The organism is Pseudomonas sp. DWP3-1-2 (assembly GCF_049896285.1).
Lineage (GTDB): Bacteria > Pseudomonadota > Gammaproteobacteria > Pseudomonadales > Pseudomonadaceae > Aquipseudomonas.
In genome coordinates, this window is record NZ_JAFCTZ010000002.1 from 275,540 (window position 1) to 300,278 (window position 24,739).

Sequence of the window (24,739 nt, forward strand, 5' to 3'; positions counted from 1 at the left end):
GGGCGGAGGGGATACATACGCGACTACAACCATTCGCGAATGGCCTGAACCTCGTGGAATACAGGACTCAAGCAATGCGGAATCATCAGACCACCATCGGGTGGACGGGATCGACAGTGCACTAATTTTTATGGGGCTTTTGGGGACGCTGGGCTTGGGGACTGCGAGGTGAGTTTGACGGTCTGTAAAGCAGAGAGGAAATCGGCCGGAAGGCCCGGAAACACTGGGGGGATGGAGCGGGTAGAGGGAATCGAACCCTCAACTAAAGCTTGGGAAGCTTTCGTTTTGCCACTAAACTATACCCGCTTTACGCGTGTTCCTTTGCTCACAAAACGGGTAATCCTGTAAGGACCCTCGTTATCAGCTCGGGGCTCTGGAGTCATGCCGTTAGACGGCATCCGCTCTGAGCGGCTGACTTTGTACCAGAATGGACCGCTGATTTGAAGCGCTAATTTCGTGCCCATGCCTTGAACTGGCTGAAACCCTGTGGAGCCCATTCGCCGAATACGGCGTTGTCGCGCTGGCGAATGGTTCCCCGGCTCGGTCGAGCGCTGGTCTCAGAGGGCGAAGGCATGTTCTGTCTGGGCCTGTCTGTAGTGGTAGGTGGCGCGGCTTCGGGTAGGCGTTGGGGGCGTCAGGTATTCGCGCAGCGCGAAACGCGAATCACGGCAGGCGGCTTTGTGTTCCATGTCCAGAAAGTGCCCCGTGGCTTGCAAGGTCGTAAAGGTGCTGTTTTCCACGACACGCTCAAAAAGCCTGGCATCGGCGGGGGCGGTGTATTCGTCCCATTCGCCGTTCATGAACAATACCGGGACGTTGATGTTTTTCGCCGCGTTCAGGTATTCGTTCTGATCCAGATTCAGCACGTGGCTGATATGAAAGTGCATCTGGTCATATTCATGAGTGTCCAGGTTGCTCACGTGACGGTAATTGAATCGTTTGAACAGGGGCGGCAGGTGTTTGCCAATGGTGTCATTGACCAGGTGGCCGACTTCATAGCGCGCATGGACACCGAGATGTTGCGCGCCACGCTCCAGATAATCACGCATGTGCTCGTTGATGACCGGCGAGAATGAGCTGATCACAGCCTTTTCGATCCGTTGTGGCCGGTGCGCGAGCGCGACCAATGCAGCCGCGCCACCCCACGAGAACGACATGATGTGTTCCGCGTTGAAATGGTCGATCAGCTCCAGCAGGATCTGGCCTTCCGTTTCCTTGGTCAGCGGCGTCGCGTTCAGGTTGTGGGATTTGGATTTGCCCGCGTAGGGCTGATCGTAAAGCACCACGTTGAAGTCCGGATAAAGGTTGCGCACGGTCTGTGCAAATGACGCAGTGGTGGCCAGCGAGCCATTGACCAGAATGATGGTCTTCTCTGCGGCATCTGCCCGATAGAACTCCGTGTAAACCCGAAACTGTCCCTGTATATCAAGCACAGCGATCTCTGGCCTCATATCGTATGTCTCCTGGCGTAAACAAGTTATGCGCGCAATCGAGATTGCACGAGTTTCGTGACAGGTTGGCATTCGCCTTAAGGGGCCCAAGTCGATCCGAAACGATCTGTTCGACAGGTGTTGTTATTGGCGGGCGATTTGTCGGGAGCCGGGGCTCTGGTCGACAAAAGGGTTTCTTAGAATACGTTCATGACCCATCGGTCACATGTGGACCGACGATTGGATTCAAGCAGGGGACCGACAAACCCGCAAGTGCCGTTCGTACATTGATTGCAGGGTTCTGCCAGGCGGTCGTTGATCAGCCGAGAGCCACAATTTCCGCGGGGTGTAGCGTACGGTACTGCCCGGGCTCTAGACCGGGGTCCAGGGTCAGGCCGGCCATGCTTTCGCGATGCAGGCGCAGCACTTTGTTGTCGAAGTGGCCGAACATGCGTTTGACCTGGTGATAGCGACCTTCGACGATCTCCAGTCTGGCCGAGCGCGGTCCCAGCAGGGTCAATCGGGCGGGTTGGGTGGTGATGTCCTCGAACGCGAAGTAAAACCCTGCCGCGAATTTCTCGATGTAGCGCTCATCGATGAGTTGTTCGGTTTCAACCTGGTAGACCTTCGGCAGTTTGGTCTGGGGCAGCGTCAGTCGGCGTGACCATTGGCCGTCGTTGGTGATCAGCATCAGCCCTGTGGTGTTGAAGTCCAGCCGACCGGCAATGTGCAAGTCGTGTTTGTCCGGTTCGTGCAGCAGGTCCAGAACCGTTGGATGCTGCGGGTCCACGGTGGCGCTGACGCACCCCGCTGGCTTGTGCAGCATGAAATAGCGGGCAGGTTTGCCGGGTTGCAGCACCTCGTCGTCGAATTGAACGCAGCTGAATTCCCGCACATCGTGGTGGGGGTCGCTGGTGACCTGCCCGTCAACCGTTACGCGTCGGCCTGCCAGGGCCAGGCGAACGTCCTTGCGATTGAAGCGCGGCAGATTACTGAGGAAACGGTCGAGACGCATGGAGGGGCAGTTCGGACGACGGGGAAGGGCGACAGGGTACGACCTATCTGGCGGACTTGTCAGCGCCTGCCTGTTCGATTCCTGCGCAGCGGGGGCACAGGCAGGCTTGGTCGCGCACTTCCTGGGGCAGGGCTTCGATAATGGCTGGATCAATCACCACCGAAAAACACCAGCAAGCCTGATCGGCGGTGCGCGGGTCGGCCAGGGTGCAACGGTTGCTGGAGCCGCATGCCGGGCAGCGGTCCGGGTCGATGGCTGAAAGGCTCATGCGCTGAGTGCCTCCTCGATACACACCTGATTTCGCCCGTGCAGCTTGGCGGCGTACAGCGCACGATCAGCCCGGGCAATCAAGGTTTGCAGGGTGTCTTCACTCCGCAGTTCGGCCAGGCCGATGCTGACGGTGACTTGCAGAGGGTGGTTGGAGAACACGTAGGTGTGCTGCTCGGCCAGCAGGCGAATTTTCTCGGCGATGCGTCGGGCGCCTCTGCTGTCGCTGTTCTTGAGCAGGATGATGAACTCTTCGCCGCCCCACCGGCAAATGATGTCCGACTGACGCAGGCAGCTTTTCAAGTCTTCCGAGAATCCGGCCAGCACCTGGTCGCCCGCCAGATGCCCATGGGTGTCGTTGAGTTTCTTGAAGTGATCCAGGTCCAGCAGCATTGCCGTGAGCGGCTTGGCTTCGCGCTGGGTGTCCTTGACGGTCTTGGACGCCAGCATGTCGAAGCCACGACGATTGGGCAGGCCGGTCAGCGCGTCGAGGGTGGCCTGGGCCTCAATCTTGTGTTTGAAGCGGTTGATCAATTGATGAAGCAGCCACACGACCACCAGAGTCACGATCAGACAGATCAGCAGGTTGACGTACAAGGACTGGCGAATATCGTAGAGCGCGGTGTCCTCGCGCTTGTCCACGAACAGATACCAGTTCAGCTCAGGGATGAATCGGACGTTGAGAAAGTGGTTGTGACCCTCGGAGGAGTATTCGTAGGTGCCGCTTTGTGGCTTGGGTAGTTTTTTCAGCAGGTCGTTCAGGCTCGGCAGTTTGCGCAGCGATTGACCCGCGAGCGCGCCGCTCGGGCCGCCATCGGCACCGGTCAGAACAATGCGCCCGAAGGTGTCGACGAAATAGACGCTGCGCTGGTAACGCTGCTGATAGCGATCGATCAACGTGACGACCGCGTCCACGGTCAATCCCACACCCGTCGCGCCGATAAACTTGTTGCTGTAGTCCAGGACTTTGTAATTGATGAAAAACGTCAGGTTGTCTTTGTTGGCCATGTCCGGGTCGACATTGATCTCGTAAGGCGCGGCCATGTCCCGGACCCGGTAATACCAGACGTCCCTGGGTTCGCGGGCGTCGATTTTCTTGAGCACTCCTTTGGCCTGGTAGTACGTCAGGCTGCTATCGGAAACAAAGAAAGAAGTGTAGGTCCCGTAATGCTCCATGACTTCTTTCAGATAACGGGTCATTTGCTCGGGGTTGCGCTCGCCTTCCACGACCCAGTCGCGCATGAAGGTGTCACGGGCCATCATTGAAGAAATGAGCACCGGCCGCACCAGATCTTTCTGGATCTCCGAATAGACCGTGTCGGAAGTCAGCGGCAGTTCGGTGTTGATGATGTTGTCGCGAATGGATGCCCGTGAAGAGTAATAACTGAGCAATGAAGTTGCCAGAAAGCCGCTCCCTAATAGAATCACCAACGTCAACAGCAATGACTGTTGTGAATTAATAGCGGAACGAAAAGGCATGGGGTGTCCGGGGATAAATTGTCAGTACCACATGCTAGCTTGCCGCCACTACTCGCGCTATCGGGAATTCTCCTTATAGGTGCCTGGCTTTCACGGCGCGCCTATTGGTTCATGTCGCCCTGTATACCGGTGCGTTGCCCATCAATGATTTGAATGCCGGGCATCGGCAGTGCAGCAGCAAGATCCGGTCGTAGTGAATGCCCTGATCAAACAACGCTTTGAATAATTGCTCCAGTGTCGGGTCGGGCATGCCGAAACGCTTTCTCACGGTCAGCACATCCATGGGGGTACGCGATAGCTGGCCGTGCAAAGGCGACTGGTTGGAGTCCCGCACCACATGGCTGATGTACTGGTAACTTTCGTCATCCGGTGATTGAAACTTCGACAGCGTGTAGTTTTTGATGTGCCCCGGCTGCGACGTGCCAGCCAGTAATTTGTCGGTAAGGGTATAGCGCGTCAGTGAGTCCGCTGGCGCAACAGGCGTATTGGCTTGATTGTCCAGGACGGCAAAGGGCTTAGCGTTTTGGCGGATGACGCGATGTAACGCGGGGTCGATCAACTCATATCCATGAGGTGCGTACACGTGCAGTTCAGTGCCAGTGGGGATCAGCGTGCTTTTGCTCCATGGTAAGTAATAGCCGTGCGTGCTGACCACCAGCGTTCGGGCCTTGCCTCGATCGCTGGTCCACAGCAGAAACTTAGGGCCCAGCTTCCAGGCCTTGACCGGCAATGTTCCGAAACCGCGCTGCCCGGGGATATTCCAGGTTTTAAGCAGGCTGTCGGTCTCGAAAAATTTTTCAAGGCGGGTATGGCGAGTGTGCATTGACCGGTTCAGCCGCGAGCCGAAGCCTCTGGTCCTGAGCACCACAGCGGTGGCGGTGTTCAGGGTTTTGCCCGGAGTAACGAGTCTGCCGAAAGAGCGCAGTATCGCTGGCGTGAAAGGCGTCATCTGGAAAAAACCCAAGGATAAGGTCGTAAGCATGGCCTGACGTTTTTCTTCATAGCGTGCGCCTGGCAAGTTCGCCGACGCCGTATTGAGCGTCACAAGGCCGACCTCGGTCGCCAGTGTTGCCAGCAAGGCGGGCGTCAGCACAAAGGACATCGGTGCCAGTAAAAGCTGCAGGTGATTCAGTTGACGAGTCCAATAGTTGAGCAGCACTTCACGGGACGTCACGATGATGTCTTGCGCGTCCCATACACCGTTCTGTTGCAGGGTTTTGCGCATGTAACCAAATGGCGACCTGACAAGTTCCTGGCGCAGCCACTGGTGAGCGGCAGCCTGATGGGCATCGGGGTTGTAAAGGGAGTCGGTCCAGGGGCGCAGCAGGGATACGGGCTCGGCGGGCCGTTCTTCACCGGCCCATATTTTCAGGATGTAATCCAGCCGTTGGTGATGGCGAACGGGGACGTGATGGAGCACCGCTTCACGCCATTGTTTGTTCTTCGAGGCTTTCTGGATGTACCCGGCAATCGCCGCATCACTTTCCAGTTCCACAAAGCCGTCGGCGAAACCGGCTTGATAGAGAACGCGTTGTGATGCGCCGGGCTGCGACAACACCAGCAGGTTTGGGCAATACACTTCCTCCAGGCCTTCGACCAGTGAATGCTGCAAGTTAAAGCCGATGGCCGACCACTTGACGTGATCGTTGTGTAAAAGGGCGTCCAGTTGTTCGATGGCGTTAGTCACAACGTCAAAACCGTTTCTGAACAGTAACTTTTTTTTAAGGCACAACACGGCCTGGGCCATAAAGGCTGTTTTGAAACTGCTCTCGATCTCGTTTTGGTGCTCGTCCCAGAAACGGCTGATCCGCTCGGTCATGAATGACAGAAAATCGATCTTGCGGATGTGCTGCTCAATGGCCTCGGCTGTAACGGCCAGTTCCTGAATGTCGGTGCCGTCGCCTTTTCCCGTGGCGTCTATATAAACCCTCGTGCGCGCACCGTGATCAACATAGCCCAGGGCCTGTTCGACCCGATAATTGCTGACCAGGGCCTGGCTCAGGCTGACAGGCACCCCGTCAGGCCTATGCACTTGAGTCACGGGCACCCGGGGGCTGCCCATTGGCGTAAAGGAGTTGCTTGCTACATAGCGAATAAATACGTGGTCAGGGTTTATATCCAGCCCGTGCGTTTGCTTCATGACTTTGCGCATGATGCGAGCGGCAGTATTCAACGGCGACGGTATTTTCTGGAGGACTCCCGGACGGGTCTGCCAAAGATCCACGGCGCTGATCAGATTCAGCGCCAGCCGGATCGGCTTGAGCAAATCAATGTCGCGTACCTGTGAATCATCGTGGAGGGAACGTTCTTTTTGAGCCTGGGTAATCGCGCAAAAGATATCCCCCTCAATGTTGACGAGTTCGAGCGCTATTGCTCGCTGGCTTTCGTCCGGATCAGTTACATGCGCAAGTGCGCCAGAAGCGTTAAGGGCATCGAGCATCATTTGAGCCATTCGCGTTCGGTCATCGCTGATGTATTCAACGGGCTCCATCTTGCTATCCGGTTGATGGATAAAACAGTGAGACGTTTGATGGGACCTGAGTTGAAAAGCCTCCGGGATTCGATGGCCATTGATCGACAGCAGGCTCGCGCTTGCCAGCGTCGCCGTCGCCGAGTCTTCGAGGCATTGCGGGTCCTGCGGAAAATCCTTGAGCCCCAGCGCGTCGAGTGCTACCTGATAACACTCCCGACGAATCTTTTGTGCTCGGTAGCGGGCGTGTAATTCATGCAGGAAAGACAGTTTGGCCAGGGTGCGATACGTCTGTTCGTGCCGGGTCCAGAACGCCTTGGTCAGTGCCAGGTAATCGGTCGTCCAGGGTGATTTAAAAATCGCATTCAGGGCCACGCTTGCCGTAAAAGCCGGCAGAGAGGGGTGCAGCGGTGTGTCGGAGAATGTCGACTTCATTAGTGCGATCATTGCAGGTACGTTGAACGACAGGACTGCCAGGTCTGTCAGGGAAACCTGCCACGTGTAACGCTCCCGCCCGCCGGCCTCAATGGCAGGATGATCGTCGTGGGAGAACCTGATGAACAAGGTGTCGGGGTCCAGCGAGTCGCTGCCGAGCTGGCGCAAGAGCCAGAGCAGCTGTTCTCGCAGGTAGTCACTCGCCCTGGGTGGGCAATCCATGTCCAGTTGCCAGGCTTTGAGCAGCAAAGGCGAGTGCGCGATCAAGGCCATTGCCGGGCTTTTTCTGAGCGAGTTGAGTTTTTGCAGCTCCACCAGCCGGGGCTGATCATCGTCCGCAGGGGGCGTTGTTGCGGGGTTATCCATGGGTTGAGCGGTGCTGTAGTAAAACGGCGGGCTAGAGAAACTGCCTGATGTGAGGCTATCCCGCTTCTCCGCCGAACGACCACGCAATGCAACGAAGATCGGATGCTCCAGTCCAGAACCGGTGGAGGGTTCGCGATAATCGGAGTTCGAAGAGAGGGGTTCGGGTGTTTCGTCGGGGGTGTTCATAATAGGCGAGTCACGATGAATGACCCGCCACTATGTCAGCCGGGATTTCTCCCGCTCAGATAACTATGTAATGGCTAATGGGCAACAGCGCAGGCGTTGACATAGGCGCGCCAGCCGCCCAGGTGGCTGATGTTCACGGCCCCTGCAAGACCATACGGCTCGCAGATGAACCCGCACTCCCAGCGCCCGTCGGCCAGTTGCACTTTGCCAAGGCCCAACGGAGCCGGAATCCCGGTGAGGAAAGATCCCAGCTCGCGGCTCGGCAACTCCCAGACTTCCACCGCGATGGCTACCCCGTCGTGCTCGACCCGTACCATGCCCGGACGAAACGGCGGACCGCCTGCCAAGGCGTAGAGCTGATAATCCGCTGAGCTTTGGGTGGCTTCCAGCAGGCGAGCGCTCCGTTGCTTGAGTTGCCGGTTCAGCGGCAACCCGTCCAGATGCGCGCCGCATACGACGATCCTTGCCATGTCGTTGCGTGCGACGGTTGCCGGTGGGGTGAGCTGCGCCGTCAAGCCCCCGATCAGCGGCAATTGAGTATGGCGTTGCAGGGCATCGGCAATGCTCAGCAGGTACTGATCGGTGAATACGCGGCCGAAAACGGTCACGCCCCACGGCAAACCGTTGTCCATGAACGCGCTGGGCACCGCCACGGCAGCGTAGTCCAGCAGGTTAACGAAGTTGGTGTAGTAACCCAGTTCTGAATTGCGCAGCACCGGCTCGGCTTCCAGCTCTGCCGAGGTGACCGGCCGACCGATGCTGGGCGTGACCACACAATCCACGTCCTGCATGATGCGGTCGCAAATCGCTTTCAACGCTTGCAGACGGTAGTGCGCGTTGAACGTTTCGACGCCGGTCACTGAAGGCGCCTTGACCAGAACCGCACGGATCACCGGCAGTACGGCGTGCGGGTTGCTCTGCATCAGATCGCCCGCGACGCTGTAACGCTCGGCCACCCAAGGGCCGTTGTACAGCAGGCCGGCGGCTTCAAGAAACGGCGACAGGTCGATGGTCACGGCTTCGCCGCCCATGGCGGTCAACCGGTCAATGGCATCACCGAACAGCAGCGGCCCTTGCGGGCAGCCGAAGTACTCAAGGTCCTGGGCGCGGGGCACGCCAAAACGGAAAGGGCGCGGCGCACCGAACGCCGAAGCATCGTTCCACAACGGATTGCTGCGGCTGTAATCGTCACGGGGATCAAGCTGTGCGGTCAGGGCCAGTAACTGGCTGGCTTCCCGGGCGGTGGCGGTGAAAGTCGTCACGCAGTCCAGGGTGCGACACGCCGGGACGACGCCTGCCGTGGAGATCAACCCCTTGCTGGCTTTCATGCCCACCAGATTATTCAAGGCGGCGGGTACACGCCCCGATCCGGCGGTGTCGGTGCCCAGCGCGAAACTGCTGACGCCCAGGGCGACCGCCAGTGAAGAACCGGAGCTTGAACCCCCGGACGGATAGTCCTTGAGCACGCTGTTTGGGCACGCACCGAACGGCGAGCGGCTGCCATTCAAACCGGTGGCGAACTGATCCAGATTGGTCTTGCCCAGAGGAATCGCGCCCAAGGCAATCAATTGCTCGACGATGGTAGCCGAGCGCTCCGGTACATACGCGTAGGCCGGGCACGCCGCAGTGGTTGCAACGCCCGCCAGGTCGATGTTGTCCTTGATGGAAAATGGCACGCCGTACAGCGGCAAATCCGCGATGTCGCGGCTCTCCAAAACCGCGAGGTAAGGTTCCAGTTCGTCCGGTTCCAGCAGATGGATGTACAGGTGATACTCGGGATTCAAGGCAGCGGCTTTTTCTCGCAAGGCGAGGATCAGTTGGCGTGGCGTCAGGTGGCGCTGCTGATAAGCAGCGCGGACCGAATCCAGGCGCAGGTCACTCAAGATGGCTTCAAGGCTCATGGCGAAACTCCGTAAAAGTTAGAAGAGCGGGCCGCATCAAGCGGCCTCGATGACCACGACACGTTGCCCGGCGCGCACGGCCGAACCTGGCTGAACGCGCACCTCCCGCACCACGCCGGCCAGGGTCGCCACCACCGGGATTTCCATCTTCATGGACTCCAGAATCACCAGCACATCACCGGCGGCGACGTGCTGTCCGACTTCCACCTGCACCTGCCAGAGGTTGCCGGCAATGTGGCTGTCGACGCTGTGCTCGCCCGCCTTGAGCGGCGCTTCGTCCGTGAGCGGTGCCACGGCTTCGTCGCTTTCAAAGTTGGCCTGACCACTGGCGACCCAGCGTTCACGCTCAGCCTGGAACGCGGCCTGTTGCTGGCTGCGGAAGGCCGCGATGCCTTCGGCTTCCCGGCTTAGAAACGCTTGATAGTCGGCCAGGTTCAAGGTGCTGTGTTCGATGTTCAGCGGGTAGCGACCCAGCGGGAAATCCCGACGAATACGCAACAGTTCGTCGGCACCGACCGGGTAAAAACGGATCTGGTCGAAGAAGCGCAACAGCCACGGTTTGCCATCGAAGGCCGCGACGTCGCGATACCGGTTCCACATCTGCAACGTGCGCCCGACGAACTGATAGCCGCCCGGGCCTTCCATGCCGTACACGCACATGTACGCGCCACCGATGCCCACCGAGTTCTCGGCCGTCCAGGTGCGCGCCGGGTTGTACTTGGTGGTTACCAGGCGATGGCGCGGGTCCAGCGGGGTCGCAACCGGCGCGCCCAGATAGACATCACCCAGCCCCATCACCAGATAGCTGGCCTCGAACACCGTGCGCTGCACCTCATCCAGGTTGGGCAGATCGTTGATGCGACGGATGAACTCAAGGTTGCTCGGGCACCATGGCGCGTCCTTGCGCACGGTGGTCATGTATTTCTCGATGGCCAACTGGCAAGCCGGGTCGTCCCAGGACAACGGCAGGTGGACGATGCGCGACGGCACTTGCAGATCCTTGGCGGCGCACACGGCGTCCCATTCCCCGGCCACGATGCTCAACAATTGCTGAAGCGGCAACTGCTCGGGTTGGTAATGCACCTGGAGCGAGCGGATGCCTGGCGTCAGGTTGATCACGCCATGCAGGTTCTTGGCTTCCAGCGCCTGCATCAACGCATGGCCCCGGAAACGCAGCACCAGATCCAGCTCCGGCGCGCCGATTTCCAGTAACAGATGTGTGTCGCCGGAAAGCCTGGCAACCAGGCGAGTGTCGTCCTGGCCGATGTCGAGCACGATGGGCGAGGGCAGAACTCCCGCTGGCGCGAGGCTTGCCCGCGAAGGCGTCAGATCCGGCACCGTGTCGTCTGCTTCGCGGGCAAGCCTCGCTCCAACAGATTCGCGGGCGGTCTCAAGGCTCACCGCCTCAAACATCACCTTATCCCCGGCCTTGAGCTGTCCCAACTGCCAGAGGTCGGCCTCGATGATGGTCACCGGGCAGACGAAGCCGCCCAGACTCGGCCCGTCGGGGCCCAGGATGACGGGCATGTCGCCAGTGAAATCCACGGCGCCGATGGCGTAGGGATTGTCATGAATGTTCGAGGGATGCAAACCCGCTTCACCGCCATCGGCCCGCACCCATTCCGGCTTCGGACCAATCAGGCGCACGCCGGTACGGCTGGAATTGAAATGCACTTCCCAGGCCGTGTCGAAAAACCTGTGCATGTAGTCTTCGGTGAAATATTCCGGTGCGCCATGAGGGCCGTAGATGACCCGGATCCGGCGAACTTCCGGCAACTCGACCCACTGATCCCGAGGGATCTGCTGCCCGGCGGCGGGATCAACCAAGGGCGAAATATGCAGCACGTCGCCCGTGCGCAGCGCCCGTCCGCCGTGCCCGCCAAACTGGCCCAGGGTGAACGTACTTTTGCTGCCCAGATAATCCGGTACATCCAGCCCGCCCCGCACGCACAGGTAACTGCGTGCGCCTGCCCCAGCAATCGTCCCCAGCGCCAGTTGTGAACCCGCCGGCACGAACACCGACGTGTTCATCGGTTGCGCCTCGCCATCCAGCGTCAGAGGAATAACCGCGCCCGTCACCGCCACGACCGCGTCGGTGTTAAAGCGCAAGAGCGGGCCGCTCATGGTGATTTCCAGCGCCGCGCAACCTTCGGCGTTGCCCAGCAGGCGATTGCCCTGACGTAAGGCACGACTGTCCATCGGCCCGGACGGCGGCACGCCCACTGCCCAATAACCCAAACGCCCCGGATAATCCTGAACGCTGGTTTGCGTGCCGCCGCTGAGCACTTCAAAGGTGTCGGCGTGATAGACCAGCCCTTCCAGGCAACGGGTCCAGGGCTGGCCGCTGGCAAAGGGGGCATCAGCGATGATCTGGCGCAGGTAATCGCGATTGGTTTCCACGCCGTACAGCCGCGTGTCGCTCAAGGCTTTGGCCAGCCCCTCACGGGCGCGTTCGCGGCTCGGTGCCCAGCTGATCACCTTGGCAATCATCGGATCGAAGAAGGGTGCAATCTCGCAACCGGCTTCGACCCAGGTATCGATGCGCAGGCTTTTACCGTCCACCGCGGGGAAGTTCACTGCCGTCAGCAAGCCGGGGCTTGGCTGAAAATCACGGCCCGGATCTTCAGCATACAAACGCGCCTGAATAGCATGGCCGCTGGGTGTGAGGGCGGCGTGCAGCTCGCTCAATGGAGGCAGATCGCCCGCTGCCAGTTGCACCATCCAACTGACCAGATCCACGCCCCACACCTGTTCGGTCACGCCGTGTTCGACTTGCAGGCGAGTGTTCACTTCCAGAAAGTAGAAGCGCTGATCGTCGCTGTCGAACACGAACTCCACGGTGCCAGCACTGCGATAGTTCACCGCCTTGGCCAGCTTGATCGCGGCCATGCACAGTTCCTCGCCCATGCCTTCAGGCAGGTTGGGGGCGGGGGTTTCTTCCAGGACTTTCTGATTGCGGCGCTGCACGGAACAATCGCGCACCCCCAGTGCGAGCACTTCGCCATGGCCGTCACCGAACACCTGAACTTCAAGGTGCCGGGCGCGCTGGATGTATTTTTCGATGAACACGCCTGCGTCACTGAAGTTGTTCTGCCCCAGACGTTTCACGGCCTCGAAGGACTCCCTCAACTCGTCGGCGCTGCGGCACACGCGCATGCCGATCCCGCCGCCACCGGCCGTGCTTTTGAGCATCACCGGGTAGCCGATGACGTCTGCGGCCTTGAGTGCGGTGTCGAGGCTGTCCAGCAGTTCGGTGCCTTCCAGCATGGGCACGCCGTGCTGTTTCGCCAAGGCACGAGCGGTGTGCTTGAGGCCAAAGACGCGCAGTTGTTCAGGCGTCGGCCCGACAAAGGCAATGCCGGCGTCTTCGCAGGCTTGCGCGAAGGCTGCGTTTTCAGAGAGGAATCCGTAGCCCGGATGGATGGCCTTGGCGCCGCTAGCCTTGGCGATGGCGAGGATTTTATCCACCGCCAGATAGGTCCCGGCTGCGCCGCCTTCACCGAGGCTGTGGGCTTCATCGGCTTGCAGCAGATGCAGGCTGGCGGCGTCAGCTTCCGAATAGACGGCGACACCTTTGACATGCAGGGCGCGCAAGGTGCGCAGGATGCGGCAGGCAATGGCGCCACGGTTGGCGATCAGCAGTGTGTCGAACATGGCGTGAACCCCGGAGGTCGATGGTTTCGACCTCAAACTGGGAAGCGGGCCGTCCCGCTATTGATGTGTCTGCACGAGGGTCGTCCGTCGTGGCGTGTTTGGGTTGATGACTGGCGCTCATCAAACAAACACAACTTCCTGAGTTGAAATGCGTTTTCTATAGAAGCGTTCGCAGGTCACGACGGCCGCGAAGCGATGTGTCAGACACACCGTCGCGCTGCCTGGCGCGGCATCGGACGATCAGTTCCAGACGTGCAACTCTGCTGGCGTCGGGTTGTAGCCATTGCACGGATTGTTCAACTGCGGGCAATTGGAAATCAGCACGATCACGTCCATTTCGGCCCGCAGCTCCACGTATTTGCCAGGCGCGGAAATGCCGTCCTCGAAGGTCAGGCCGCCGTCAGCCGTCACGGGGACGTTCATGAAGAAATTGATGTTCGGCCCGATGTCGCGCTTACCCAGTCGCCCGTCGTGGACGCAAGCGCGCAGGTAGTTGTCGCGGCAGCTGTGCATGTAGCGTTTTTCCAGGGCGTAACGCACGGTGTTGCTCTCCTGGGCACACGCGCCGCCCAAGGTGTCGTGGCGACCGCAGGTGTCATCGACGATGGTCAGCATCGGTTTGCCAAGGTTGGAATACAGCACGCTGCCGGTGGTGAGGTAAACGCTGCCCTGACGGCGCAATGTGCGCTGCACGTCATAGCGCTCCCGAGGATTGGCCAGGCTGAAGAACAGCGTATCGACGGCCTGATTGCCTTCCAGATCCAGAATGCGCAGGGTTTGCCCGGCCTTGAGTTCGGTCAGGGAAGGCTCGCCTGCGGGGATCAACGTAGTGGATGCGACGGTGGTGGAAGTCAGTGTCATGAAAAGTGCTCCTCAGGCGAACAGGCGATCGGTATTGATGAAGCCGCGCTCGTTTTCCGGGCGGGAGGTGCGGCAATGCTCGGCGACGCTGGCGTCGGCTTTCATCCAGCTCAGCTTCAACGGCTGCGGGGCGTATCGCGGATTCGGGTCCATGGGGTGTTGCAGGGCGGTGAGCACCACCAGCGTGTCCATGGGCGCGTACAGTTCGATGTAGTCACCCGCCCTGGAATTGCCGGGCACGAAGTGCAGCAGGCCCGCTTCGTCGACGTCCACCCGGCTGAACAGGTTCAAGGTCATCAGCAAATCCGAAAGCCCCAGCCCCCATTTGCCCAGCTCCACCAACAGGTTGTCGGTGCCATTTCGGAAGAAACCATTGCGCAGTTCCTGATAGCGGCCCTGGCCATATTTTTCCTCGACTTCTTCGGCGCACAGCACACCGCCGAGACTGTCGCTCCAGCCGCAGGTGTCAGCGGTAATCGCCGCCAGCACGCGGCCCATGTCCGAGTAAAGGCAATGACCACGGGTGAGCTTGGCGGTGTGCTGGCATTTGAGGCTGTCCGGCAGGTTCAGGCGCTCGGTTTTCTCGTGGGCATTGAGCATCGTCAGGCTGACATTGGCGTTGCCATGCAAATCGGTCAGGCGCAGCAGTTCACCGCGCTTGAGTACGAATGAACGATGGCCGCCGCCGGGCAGCAGTTCTTCGGCGAAGACGGGGAAGAGGTTGATTGAATCAGTGTTTGATGCCGTCATGGGAGTCCTCTAAGCCTGTTGCAGCGAATCAAGCGCGGCGCGTGCTGCGCGGCGGTCGCTGTTCAAGGGAATGTCGTAAGTGATACGCGCGCCGTAAGCGCCGGGCGCGTGGGGGTCAATGCGCACTTTGTCGAAGACCAGCAGGCGCGTGCCCAGGTTGAAACCTTCAGACAGGTCGTGGGTGACCATGAACACCGTCAATTGCGTTTCGCGCCACAGTTCCAGGAGCAGGGCGTGCATGTCTTTGCGGATGCCCGGATCCAGCGCGCCGAAGGGTTCGTCCAGCAGCAGCACGCGGGGTTTCATGATCAGTGCCTGAGCGATGGCCAGGCGTTGTTGCATGCCACCGGAAAGCTGGGCCGGGTATTTTTCCAGCGAGTGGCTCAGGCCGACTTTCTCCAGTAATACCGCTGCCTGTTCCCGCGCCTCGCGTTTGGCGTTACCGAACAGGCGACCGAGCAACGGCGAACGGGGCAGCTCCAGACCCAGGGCCACGTTGTCCAGCACCGACAGATGGGCAAACACCGAATAGCGCTGAAACACGACACCGCGACTGGCGTCCGGCTCGCTGGCCAGCGCCTTGCCATCCAGCAGGATTTTGCCCTTGCTCGGCACTTCCTGACCCAGCAACAAACGCAGGAAGGTGGATTTGCCGCAGCCGGACGCGCCTACCAGTGTGCAGAACTCACCTTCGGCCACGCTCAGGTTGAGGCCCTCGAGCACCACCTGGTCGTCGTATTGCTGCCAGACGTTCTGTACGGAAATAAAGCTCATCCTCGCGCCCCCTCATACCAGGGGAAGGCTTTGCGGGTCAGAACCTTGAGCCCCCAATCCATCAGCCAGGCGAGCAGGGTGATCCAGACCACGTAGGGCAAAATCACATCCATCGCCAGATAACGCCGCACCAGAAAGATCCGGTAGCCCAGCCCGTCCGTGGAAGCGATGGCTTCAGCGGCAATCAGAAACAGCCAGGCCGAACCCAGCACCAGGCGTAAGGCGATCAACAAGCGCGGCAGCAGTTGCGGCAGGATCACCCGCAGGATCAAGGTCCAGGTCGAAGCGCCCAGGGTTTGGGCCTTGATCAGCAGTTCCACCGGAATCTCCCGCGCCCGCTGCTCCAGATCCCGGGCCAGGATCGGCGTGATGCCGATCACGATGAGCATGACTTTCGACAGCTCACCCAAGCCAAAGACGATGAACAGAATCGGCAGAATCGCCAGCGGCGGCACCATGGACAACACCGTCAACAAGGGCGACAACGGCGCACCGAACAGCGGCAGGATGCCCGATGCAATGCCTAGGCACAGGCCCAGCAACGCGCTGATCCCCAGGCCGATGGCCAGGCGTTGCAGGCTTGACCCCGTGTCTTGCCAGAGCAGATAACCACCGCTGCGCTTGTCTTCGGTGAAGGCCATACGATTGACCGCGTCAGCCATTTGCACAGCGCTGGGCAACAGCTTGTCGTTGGGGTTTTCCGTCAGCCGTGTTGCCGAGCCCATGAAATAGGCGAACAGCAACAGGGCGAACGGCAGGATCACGAGAATCAGGCGACTGGCGCGATCCGGGCGACGATTTATCAAGCGCATGGCAATGACCTTTGGGCGAACCGTGGATTACAACGTGCCGTCAGCGGCCATTTGTACGTAGCTCGGGTCGAAATGCAGCTTGAGGTTGGTCTTGTCGCCCGAGATCACGCCATTGGCGAAAGACATGCCCACTGCGCTGGAGTCCTTGGCGCCTTCGCCCAGCAGACCGTGCTCGAAGGAAAAGTCGGCGACCTTGCGCAGGGTGTCCGGCAGTTGCTTGCTGGTGGCGAATGCCAGTGCTTCCTTAGGCGTGGCGAACAGCTTGGTGGTGTCCAGTTGCGACTGAAAGCCCGCCAGGTCCGTGCCGGAAGCCTTGGCCATGTGTTCCAGCGCGGCTTTGCTCTGGGCAGACTTGGCGTTCATCAGTGCCACCACTTCAAACCAGGCACCCGTCAAGGCTTTGCCCAGCGCGGGGTTGTCTTTGAGGGTCTGGGTGTTGACCACCATCATGTCCATGATTTCGCCGGGGATCTTGCTGGAGTCGAACACCTCAGTGACGCCGGGCTTGGCCTTGATATCCGCCAGCATTGGGTTCCAGGTGGTCACTGCCTTGACATCATCGGTGTTGAAGGCGGCGGAGATGTCGGCGTCGGAGGTGTTGACCACTTTGAGGTCTTTTTCTTCCAGGTCCGCCGTTTCCAGGGCGCGGGCCAGCAAGTAGTGGGAAACCGAAAGCTCCACGAGGTTGACGTTCATGCCCTTGAGGTCGGCGACTTTCTTGCCTTCGCCCTTGATGACGATGCCGTCGTTGCCGTTGGAGAAGTCGCTGACGATCAGCGCGGTGCTTTCCACGCCGCCCGCCGCCGGGATGGTCAGGGCATCCATGTTGGTCATTGTGCAGCCATCGAACTGGCCAGCGGTGTACTGGTTGATGGATTCGACGTAATCGTTGAGCTGGGTCACGTCGATCTTGATGCCGTACTTCTTGGCCCATTTGTCGACAATGCCTTGGGTGCCTGCATATTCCCAGGGCATCCAGCCGGCATAGATGGTCCAGCAGACGTTGAATTCTTTTTTGACGGCGGCTTGCGCCGAAGAGAGGCTTAATGCAGCGACGAGACCTGCAGCGAGCAGGCCGAACAGACGGGACTTTTGCATATAACAACCTCCAGTAGCGAAAAGGGGCGTTCAGGAGTACGCGACACCACTGGTGTCTTGTCTCCCGGGCTTTTATCCCGCCGTGTAACCTCTACTGGAGGTCGCCAACTCTCGGACCAGCCACTCGCCATCAGTTGGCGAGCCGGAACCCTAGTCGGCTATTGCAAATTGTGGTGCCGCGAACCTGTTTTGACTCCTGCACAGGTTTCATTAAGCGAGAGTTGTGCCAACTCGGCGAATGGCTCATTCCAGAGCGGCCGGGGAGGGGGCTGGGCAATCCGGTACGGCGAAATCGCCTGATTATGAAGAGCTTACGCACCTCTTTGGGGCGCGGGCGCACAAATATAGTTCTGCCCCCGGGGCACTCGAAGTGGGTTTTCATGTCTTATTTTATGTCCGCCAGCTATTGGTGAACGCCGACCAGCGTCGCTGGTTTGTGCCCTATCGCGGTCCGGGAGGCCGCCATGTATCGACGACCCTTGCTGCTTGTTTTACTGGCTCTGACTCTTGCTGGTTGCTATGGAGGTCCCGGTTACTACGAATCCGCTGTGTATACCCAGCCCACAACTGTCGTTGGAGGTGGATATGCCTATGACAATGGCTATCGCTCGACGTATTACCAGGAGCGGCGAATCTATATAGCGCCCCAGCCACGCTATTACTCCCCCGCACCTCGTTATTACGCACCGCCCCCTGTACCGCGCTATTACCAGCCGGGGCGGCCGCCGGGTTACGGCTGGGGTGACAATCGTTATCGCCCCAATCCCGGCTATCGCAACGATCCACGCCGCGACTTTCGCGGCAATCCCGGACGCCCTGGCCCTTCATGGAGTGACCAGGGCGGCAACCGAGGCCGTGACGGACGCGGTCCCGGTCGAGGCGATGGTCGTGGTGGTCGGGGAGGGGATGGTCGTGGCGGCGGGCATCGCTGATCGGTAAATGCCCAATCGAAAACGGCACTCTTTGGAGTGCCATTTTTTTTTGCGGGTCCGGGCTCAATACCCCGACAGGTCCGCCAACGGATGCCGACCTTCCCAGGCCTTGGCGAAGTGAGCATCAATCACGGCCAGCGGAATGCTGGCCACATCCTGCCAGTGCCAATGGGGTTTGTTGTCCTTGTCGATCAGCCGCGCACGAACGCCTTCGCTGAACTCGGGATGGCGGCAGCAGTTGAGGCTCATGGTGTATTCCATCTGGAACACTTCAGCCAGGGACAGGTGCCGGGCGCGCTGGATCTGTTCCCACACCAGGTGCGCGGTCAGTGGGCAACCTTCGGTGAGGGTCCTGGCGGCGCGAGTCAGCAGGTCGTCGTCCTTGTGCTGCAGATGGCTGATGGCGCTCCAGGCGCAGGCCAGATTGCCGACATCCAGGAGTTCGTCGATCTGCTGTCGACGAGGCAACCATTGCGCCGCTGGCAACTGCCCCACGGCTTCCTGCTGCAGGGCTTTGAGCAAACTGTTGAGCTGAACCGGGATTTGTTCCTGCCAATTGAGTTGCTGCAGGCCGTCGATCAACTCGTCCTGCTGTTCATCCAGCAGGAAGCGGTCGGCGAGGTCCAGGTCCAGCGCATCGCGGCCGTTGATGTGTGAGCCCGTCAGGCCTAGGAACAGCCCAAGCTTGCCGGGCAGCCGGGAAAGGAACCAACTGGCGCCGACATCCGGGTACAAGCCGATACTGATCTCCGGCATCGCCAACCGGCTGCTCGGCGTCACGATACGAATGCTGGCCCCTTGCAACAGGCCCATGCCGCCGCCCAGTACATAGCCGTGTCCCCAGCAGATCAAGGGTTTTGGGTAAGTGTGCAGGCTGTAGTCGAGACGGTATTCGGCAGAAAAGAAACTCGCGGCCAGTGGCGGCACCTCGCCGGGATGCGCACGGCAGGTTTCCACCAGCGTCCTGACATCGCCGCCGGCGCAAAACGCTTTCGGCCCGTTGCCACGCAGCAGCACGCAAACAACGCTTTCGTCGCTCGCCCAGGTGTTCAGTTTGTCTTGCAGAGCCAGAATCATCGGCAGGGACAGGGCATTCAATGACTGTTCCGCGTCCAGTGTGGCAACACCAATACGGGCGCCATCCTGGGCGGGGAGTTCTTCAAAGAGCAGATTCATCGTGACCTCTCGAGAGCAATACGTTGATCCAACAGGGTTTTGATTGCCTCATGTCGGGTTAAGTTGCGATCAAGTGTAGGAAACGGCAGCGTGGCGCGCGCTGTATTTGACATTGGTGGCGACGTTTCCTAGTGTCCGTCCACTGTTTTGCAAGGTATGACCATGACATCCGACGACCGCATCAAGCTTGAACCCAGCTGGAAGCACGCGCTGCGTGACGAGTTCGATAAACCCTACATGAGCCAGCTGCGCGAATTCCTGCGTCAGGAACATGCTGCGGGCAAGGAAATCTATCCACCGGGGCCGTTGATCTTCAACGCGCTGAACTCCACGCCATTGGATCAGGTCAAGGTCGTCATCCTCGGCCAGGACCCTTACCACGGCCCTGGCCAGGCCCACGGCTTGTGCTTCTCGGTGCAACCCGGTGTGCCTGCGCCGCCGTCGCTGGTGAACATCTATAAAGAGCTCAAGCGTGACCTGAACATCGATATTCCTGCCCACGGTCATCTGCAGTCCTGGGCTGATCAGGGTGTGCTGATGCTGAACACAACCTTGACCGTCGAGCGCGCCAATGCCGCCTTTCACGCGGGCAAGGGCTGGCAGCATTTCACCGACAAAGTGATCGAGACGGTCAGTGCCAGCCAGCCGCATCTGGTGTTCATGCTGTGGGGCGCTCATGCGCAGAGCAAGCAGAAGCTGGTCGATGCCACCAAGCATCTGGTGCTGACGTCGGTGCATCCTTCGCCGTTGTCGGCTTACAAGGGGTTTCTGGGGTGCGGGCATTTCAGCCGCGCCAACAAGTACCTTGAGCAGAATGGGATGACGCCGATTGATTGGCGATTGCCGAGTGCTTAAGTCTGGTTTGATGCCTGGAGGTTGCGGCTAAGGTCGGGTGGCCGCAACAGCATTGGCGGTGCTGTTTATACAGGTTCCGTCCTGACGGCTGGGTCCGTTTTTCCCGTGGGACCGGCTTTAGCCGGGAAGGCGATACGCCAGGCGCCTAAAACTGCCCACCCCGCCGATCCCAATACCGAAACACCGGCTCCGCCAGAAACAACACAAACAACAACCGCATGACCTGCATCGCCGTCACCAACGGCACAGACAACTGCAACACTTCCGCCGTCAGGCTCATTTCCGCGATCCCGCCGGGCATCATGCCCAGCGTCAGCGAACGCAGGTCCAGATGCGTCGCCGTGCTGAGGCTCCAGGCGGCGAGGGCGGCGATGATCATGGTCAGGGCGGTGCCCAACAACGTCCTGCCTATAAAGGAAGGCGCACGGCGGAAAAACTCTCGATTGAAATGACAGCCCAGACCACTGCCGATCAGCCATTGACCTACCTGACTGCCGCCGTCGGGCAAGCCGATGTGCAGATCGAAACTCACGCTGACCACCGCGCTGACCAGCAAAGGGCCAAACAACCAGGGGTTGGGTTGTCTCAAGCGTTGCCAAAGCCAGGCCACGGCTGCGCCCAGAGGAAACAGCACCGCCAGCCACCCTGCGTTGACGGACCCCCCATGGAAAACCGGTGCTCCGTCGCCCAACAGGTATTTGAAAATAGCCGGAACGCAGAGCACCACGGTCAGCACCCGCAAGCTTTGTCCGGCGGCGACACTGCTGAGGGTGGCGCCGTTGCGGGCACCCAGATTGACCATTTCGCCGGAGCCGCCGGGCATGCTGGAAAAAAACGCCGTCGCGCGATCTTCCCCGCTGCGGCGCATCAACCAGACCCCGATAACACAGGACACGCTGGTAATCAGCGCGCCAAAAAAGATCAGACCGAAATTCGACAAGACCTGCTCGATCACCACGGGGGTGAAGTGCAGGCCAATGCCGATTCCGACCACCCATTGGCCGCATTTGCGGCCGCCGGGAATTTCTGCCAACTGCCAGGGCGTCAGGCAACGCACCAGGATGATCGCCAGCAGCGAGCCCACCATCCAGGGCAGTGGCCAGCCGACCAGACTGGCGAGGTAGCCGCCCGCCAGACCGACCAGCGGCGTTCCCCACCAGGCCCTGAAGGACTGGTCAGACACGAGTGGCCGCAACGCGTTGCGCCGAGCGTTTGCGCCAGATGCGGACCAGCGGGAACACCAGCATGATGGCGGTCAATACCCAGATACCCAGGGTGATAGGGCTGGACCAGAGAATTTCCATCGCACCGTTGGAAATCGACAGCGCCCGACGCAGGTTCTGTTCCATCAGGCCGCCGAGGATGAAGCCCAGCAGGATGGGCGACAGCGGGAAGTCCAGCTTGCGCAGGATGTAACCGACGATACCGATACCAACCATCAGGAACAGGTCGAAGGTCGTGGCATGGACCGCATAGACACCGATCCCGGTGATGATCGCGATGACCGGTACCAGCGCCCAGTTCGGCACGTTGAGGATGCGGGTAAAGATGCGAATCATCGGGATGTTGAGGATCACCAGCATGATGTTGGCGACAAACAACGACGCAATCAGCCCCCAGACAATATCGGGTTGTTGCTGAAACAGCATGGGGCCCGGGGTGATGTTGTACAGCGACAACGCGCCGATCATTACAGCCGTGGTGCCCGAACCTGGAATGCCAAGGGTCAGCATGGGTACCAGAGCGCCGCAAGCGGATGCGCCGATGGCTGTTTCCGGTGCGGCGAGGCCACGCATGTCGCCCTGGCCGAACTTGCCGGTCTGGCCCGCAAGGCGCTTCTCGGTCATGTAGGCGACGGCGCTGGCCAAGGTCGCGCCAGCACCCGGCAGCACGCCCATGATAAAGCCCAGCAGACCGCACCGGACGTTCACGGCGAACACCGCAGTGGCTTCTTTCAGGTTGAACATCATGCGCCCGGTGGCTTTTACTGCCTCCTGGCCGCGGTGGGTTTTCTCCAGCAGCAGCAGAATTTCGCTGATGGAAAACAGGCCCAGCACCAGCACGACGAACTGGATGCCATCCGTCAGGTGAATGTTATCGCCTGTGAAGCGATAGACGCCGCTGTTGGCGTCAATGCCCACTGCCGACAGGAACAGACCGATCAGTGCCGCAATGAAGGTTTTTAAAGGCCGGTCGCCCGCCATGCCGCCCAGGCAGACAATGGCAAACACCATCATCACGAAATATTCCGCAGGACCAAAGGCAATCGCCCATTTGGCCAGCAGCGGGGCGAACATCACCATGCCGCAGGTGGCAATCAACGCTCCGATGAACGAACTCCATGCCGACAACGAAAGCGCGACACCTGCAAGGCCCTGGCGAGCCATAGGGTAGCCGTCGAGCGTGGTCATGACCGTGGAGGCCTCGCCCGGAATGTTCAGCAGGATCGAACTGATCCGGCCGCCATATTCACAACCCAGGTACACCGCCGCCAGCAGGATCAACGCTGACTCCGGTGGCAGGCCCAGGGCGAAGGCGATTGGAATCAACAGCGCGACGCCATTGATGGGACCGAGTCCCGGCAGCAAACCAACGACGGTACCGATCAAGGTGCCGGACAGCGCGGTCACCAGGTTGTAGGGGGTCAGCGCAACGCCGAAGCCTTGGCCGAGATAGCTGAAAGTATCCATTGATCAGTTCTCCAGAACGTCAAGCAAGCCCAGGGGCAACGGAACGTCCATGGCTTTATCGAATAGAAGGTAGAGGCCGATGCTCATCAACGTCACCACAATCACGCTCGGCAGCCAGCGACCGCCATACAGGCGCGCCATGGGAATACCGATGAGAATGCTGCTCAGAATGAAGCCCAGCGGTTCGAACGTCCCGGCGAAAATCAGCAGCAACACCACGCAGAGGGTGATCTTGATGATTGTGTCGCGGTCCAGTTGTGGGTCTTCTTCGGTATGAACGATGGGCGTCGGACGTACCACCATGTACGCCAGCGCCAATCCCATCAGGGCCAGGATCAACAGGGGAAAAGCCCGTGGGCCGACCGGTTCGTAGGAGAACGGTGCCTGATACGGCCAGGCCATCAGTGCCAGGCCAATACAGACCAGCAACACAACGGCCGCAAAAATTCGTTGGATCAACATGGTGCAAGCTCCCGGATTGCGCCGCCGCGCAGGCGGCACAACCTCTAGTCAGTCAGGCGATCACTGAATCAGGCCAAATTCCTTGGCCAGGGTCTTGTAGTCGGCGACTTGCTTCTTCACGTAGGTGTCCAGCTCCTGCCCGGTCATGGCAAACGGGAACAGTTCACGCTGGTCACGCAACTTGGCGAAATCTTCGGAAGCCAGCAGCTTGTCGAAAGCGTCTTTCCACCAGTTGTACTCTTCGTCCGTCACCTTTGGCCCGAGGTAGAAACCACGCACCACCGGCCAGACAATGTCGTAGCCTTGCTCTTTGGCGGTGGGGATGTTTTTCATTTCCGGCTCGTCCAGACGCTTATCCGAGAACACCGCCAGCAGGCGCATGTCGCCGCTGAGGATGTGCGGCATGGAGTCGGAAATATCGGTACTGCCCACCTGAATGTGGCCGCCAAGCAATGCCGTGGCGATTTCACCGCCGCCTTCGAGCGCCACGTAACGCAGGTCGCGCGGGTTGATCCCGGCGGCTTTGGCAATCAGTGCGGTTTGCATCCAGTCCTGGCTGCCGACGGTGCCGCCGGAACCGATCACGACTTTGCTGGGATCGGCCTTGAGCGCCTTGACCAGATCGTCGAGGTTTTTGTAGGGCGAGTCAGCTTTCACCGCGATAGCCCCGTAGCTGGTGCCGACTGCCGCCAGCCAGCGCACGGCGTTTTCATCGAAACGACCAAACTTGCCCTGGGCCAGGTTCAACAGCGATCCGCTGGACCACGCCACGAGCGTGCCGGCATCGGCGGGGCGCTGGGCGACAACGGCGTTGTAGGCCACTGCGCCGACGCCGCCAGGCATGTAAGTCACACGCATGGGTTTGGTGAGGATTTTTTCGTTGATCAGGGCGCTTTGCACCAGCTTGCACGTCAGGTCGAAACCGCCGCCCGGTGATGCGGGTGCAATGCATTCGGGGCGTTTGGGTTCAGCGGCGAACAGTTGGGTCGCGAGCATCATGCAGCCAGTGGCTACAGCGAAACGACGCATAGACAAATTCATGGTCAGTCTCCAGAAGAGTTGTTGTTTTTGGATGTGCAGCGGTGACGTGGCAAAGCAACCCGCAGCTTGGGCAAGACGCTTTATC

19 protein-coding genes, 1 tRNA gene and 1 riboswitch are annotated in these 24,739 nt (G+C 59.9%); of the genes, 2 read left to right on the forward strand and 18 right to left on the reverse strand.

Annotated features, from left to right (window positions below; genetic code table 11):
- Window positions 1–232 precede the first annotated feature (232 nt).
- The 13 genes from ACP7B0_RS07120 to ACP7B0_RS07180 all read right to left on the reverse strand — a co-directional run bounded on the left by ACP7B0_RS07120 (window position 233) and on the right by ACP7B0_RS07180 (window position 17,498).
- Window positions 233–306, reverse strand: a tRNA-Gly gene (locus ACP7B0_RS07120).
- A gap of 251 nt (window positions 307–557) precedes the next feature.
- The gene (locus ACP7B0_RS07125) at window positions 558–1,451 is read right to left on the reverse strand and encodes an alpha/beta fold hydrolase (RefSeq protein WP_426140384.1); all 894 of its coding nucleotides are present in this window, start codon (window positions 1,449–1,451) and stop codon (window positions 558–560) included.
- A gap of 298 nt (window positions 1,452–1,749) precedes the next feature.
- Window positions 1,750–2,445 (reverse strand): pseudouridine synthase, encoded by a 696-nt coding sequence (locus ACP7B0_RS07130; RefSeq protein WP_426140385.1) that lies wholly within the window; start codon window positions 2,443–2,445, stop codon window positions 1,750–1,752.
- A 43-nt stretch (window positions 2,446–2,488) separates the two neighbouring features.
- Window positions 2,489–2,713 (reverse strand): cysteine-rich CWC family protein, encoded by a 225-nt coding sequence (locus tag ACP7B0_RS07135; protein WP_426140387.1) that lies wholly within the window; start codon window positions 2,711–2,713, stop codon window positions 2,489–2,491.
- Entirely contained in the window at window positions 2,710–4,191 is a 1,482-nt protein-coding gene (locus tag ACP7B0_RS07140; protein WP_426140389.1) for a sensor domain-containing diguanylate cyclase, read from the reverse strand. The genes ACP7B0_RS07135 and ACP7B0_RS07140 overlap by 4 nt, the downstream gene beginning before the upstream one ends.
- A 109-nt stretch (window positions 4,192–4,300) precedes the next feature.
- On the reverse strand, window positions 4,301–7,648 hold the full coding sequence (locus tag ACP7B0_RS07145; protein WP_426140391.1) for a dermonecrotic toxin domain-containing protein: 3,348 nt from the start codon (window positions 7,646–7,648) through the stop codon (window positions 4,301–4,303).
- Window positions 7,649–7,722: 74 nt separating this feature from the next.
- Entirely contained in the window at window positions 7,723–9,549 is a 1,827-nt protein-coding gene (gene atzF / locus ACP7B0_RS07150) for an allophanate hydrolase (RefSeq protein WP_426140392.1), read from the reverse strand.
- 36 nt (window positions 9,550–9,585) lie between these two features.
- Window positions 9,586–13,203, reverse strand: coding sequence for an urea carboxylase (gene uca, locus ACP7B0_RS07155; RefSeq protein WP_426140394.1), 3,618 nt, complete (start codon window positions 13,201–13,203; stop codon window positions 9,586–9,588).
- A 240-nt stretch (window positions 13,204–13,443) separates the two neighbouring features.
- A complete protein-coding gene (locus tag ACP7B0_RS07160) occupies window positions 13,444–14,064 on the reverse strand; it encodes an urea amidolyase associated protein UAAP2 (protein WP_426140395.1) in 621 nt (206 codons plus the stop codon).
- Between the two features lie 12 nt (window positions 14,065–14,076).
- On the reverse strand, window positions 14,077–14,814 hold the full coding sequence (locus ACP7B0_RS07165) for an urea amidolyase associated protein UAAP1 (RefSeq protein WP_426140397.1): 738 nt from the start codon (window positions 14,812–14,814) through the stop codon (window positions 14,077–14,079).
- 9 nt (window positions 14,815–14,823) lie between these two features.
- The gene (locus ACP7B0_RS07170; protein ID WP_426140398.1) at window positions 14,824–15,588 is read right to left on the reverse strand and encodes an ABC transporter ATP-binding protein; all 765 of its coding nucleotides are present in this window, start codon (window positions 15,586–15,588) and stop codon (window positions 14,824–14,826) included.
- Window positions 15,585–16,400, reverse strand: a complete 816-nt coding sequence (locus ACP7B0_RS07175) for an ABC transporter permease (protein ID WP_426140399.1) — start codon at window positions 16,398–16,400, stop codon at window positions 15,585–15,587. The genes ACP7B0_RS07170 and ACP7B0_RS07175 overlap by 4 nt, the downstream gene beginning before the upstream one ends.
- Window positions 16,401–16,427: 27 nt before the next feature.
- Entirely contained in the window at window positions 16,428–17,498 is a 1,071-nt protein-coding gene (locus tag ACP7B0_RS07180) for a putative urea ABC transporter substrate-binding protein (protein ID WP_426140402.1), read from the reverse strand.
- 59 nt (window positions 17,499–17,557) lie between these two features.
- A riboswitch (guanidine-I (ykkC/yxkD leader) is annotated at window positions 17,558–17,663 on the reverse strand.
- A 383-nt stretch (window positions 17,664–18,046) separates the two neighbouring features.
- Between ACP7B0_RS07180 and ACP7B0_RS07185 the strand changes: the two genes are divergently transcribed.
- Window positions 18,047–18,430, forward strand: a complete 384-nt coding sequence (locus tag ACP7B0_RS07185) for a hypothetical protein (RefSeq protein WP_426140852.1) — start codon at window positions 18,047–18,049, stop codon at window positions 18,428–18,430.
- 63 nt (window positions 18,431–18,493) lie between these two features.
- Here the strand turns inward: ACP7B0_RS07185 and ACP7B0_RS07190 are convergent, their stop codons facing one another.
- A complete protein-coding gene (locus tag ACP7B0_RS07190; RefSeq protein ID WP_426140403.1) occupies window positions 18,494–19,606 on the reverse strand; it encodes an enoyl-CoA hydratase/isomerase family protein in 1,113 nt (370 codons plus the stop codon).
- A gap of 162 nt (window positions 19,607–19,768) precedes the next feature.
- Here ACP7B0_RS07190 and ung point away from each other — a divergent pair, with 162 nt between their 5' ends.
- Window positions 19,769–20,461, forward strand: a complete 693-nt coding sequence (gene ung / locus ACP7B0_RS07195) for a uracil-DNA glycosylase (RefSeq protein ID WP_426140405.1) — start codon at window positions 19,769–19,771, stop codon at window positions 20,459–20,461.
- A gap of 145 nt (window positions 20,462–20,606) precedes the next feature.
- Here ung and ACP7B0_RS07200 read toward each other — a convergent pair whose 3' ends face one another.
- Genes ACP7B0_RS07200 through ACP7B0_RS07215 form a run of 4 tightly spaced genes read right to left on the reverse strand, consistent with a single transcriptional unit; the run spans window position 20,607 to window position 24,660 of the window.
- On the reverse strand, window positions 20,607–21,644 hold the full coding sequence (locus ACP7B0_RS07200) for an AbrB family transcriptional regulator (protein WP_426140407.1): 1,038 nt from the start codon (window positions 21,642–21,644) through the stop codon (window positions 20,607–20,609).
- Entirely contained in the window at window positions 21,637–23,151 is a 1,515-nt protein-coding gene (locus tag ACP7B0_RS07205; protein ID WP_426140409.1) for a tripartite tricarboxylate transporter permease, read from the reverse strand. Before ACP7B0_RS07205 ends, ACP7B0_RS07200 begins: the two co-directional genes overlap by 8 nt.
- 3 nt (window positions 23,152–23,154) lie before the next feature.
- Window positions 23,155–23,613 carry a tripartite tricarboxylate transporter TctB family protein gene (locus ACP7B0_RS07210; protein ID WP_426140411.1) on the reverse strand — a complete coding sequence of 153 codons (459 nt, stop codon included), beginning with the start codon at window positions 23,611–23,613 and terminating at the stop codon, window positions 23,155–23,157.
- 60 nt (window positions 23,614–23,673) lie between these two features.
- Entirely contained in the window at window positions 23,674–24,660 is a 987-nt protein-coding gene (locus ACP7B0_RS07215) for a Bug family tripartite tricarboxylate transporter substrate binding protein (RefSeq protein WP_426140853.1), read from the reverse strand.
- Between the last annotated feature and the right edge of the window lie 79 nt (window positions 24,661–24,739).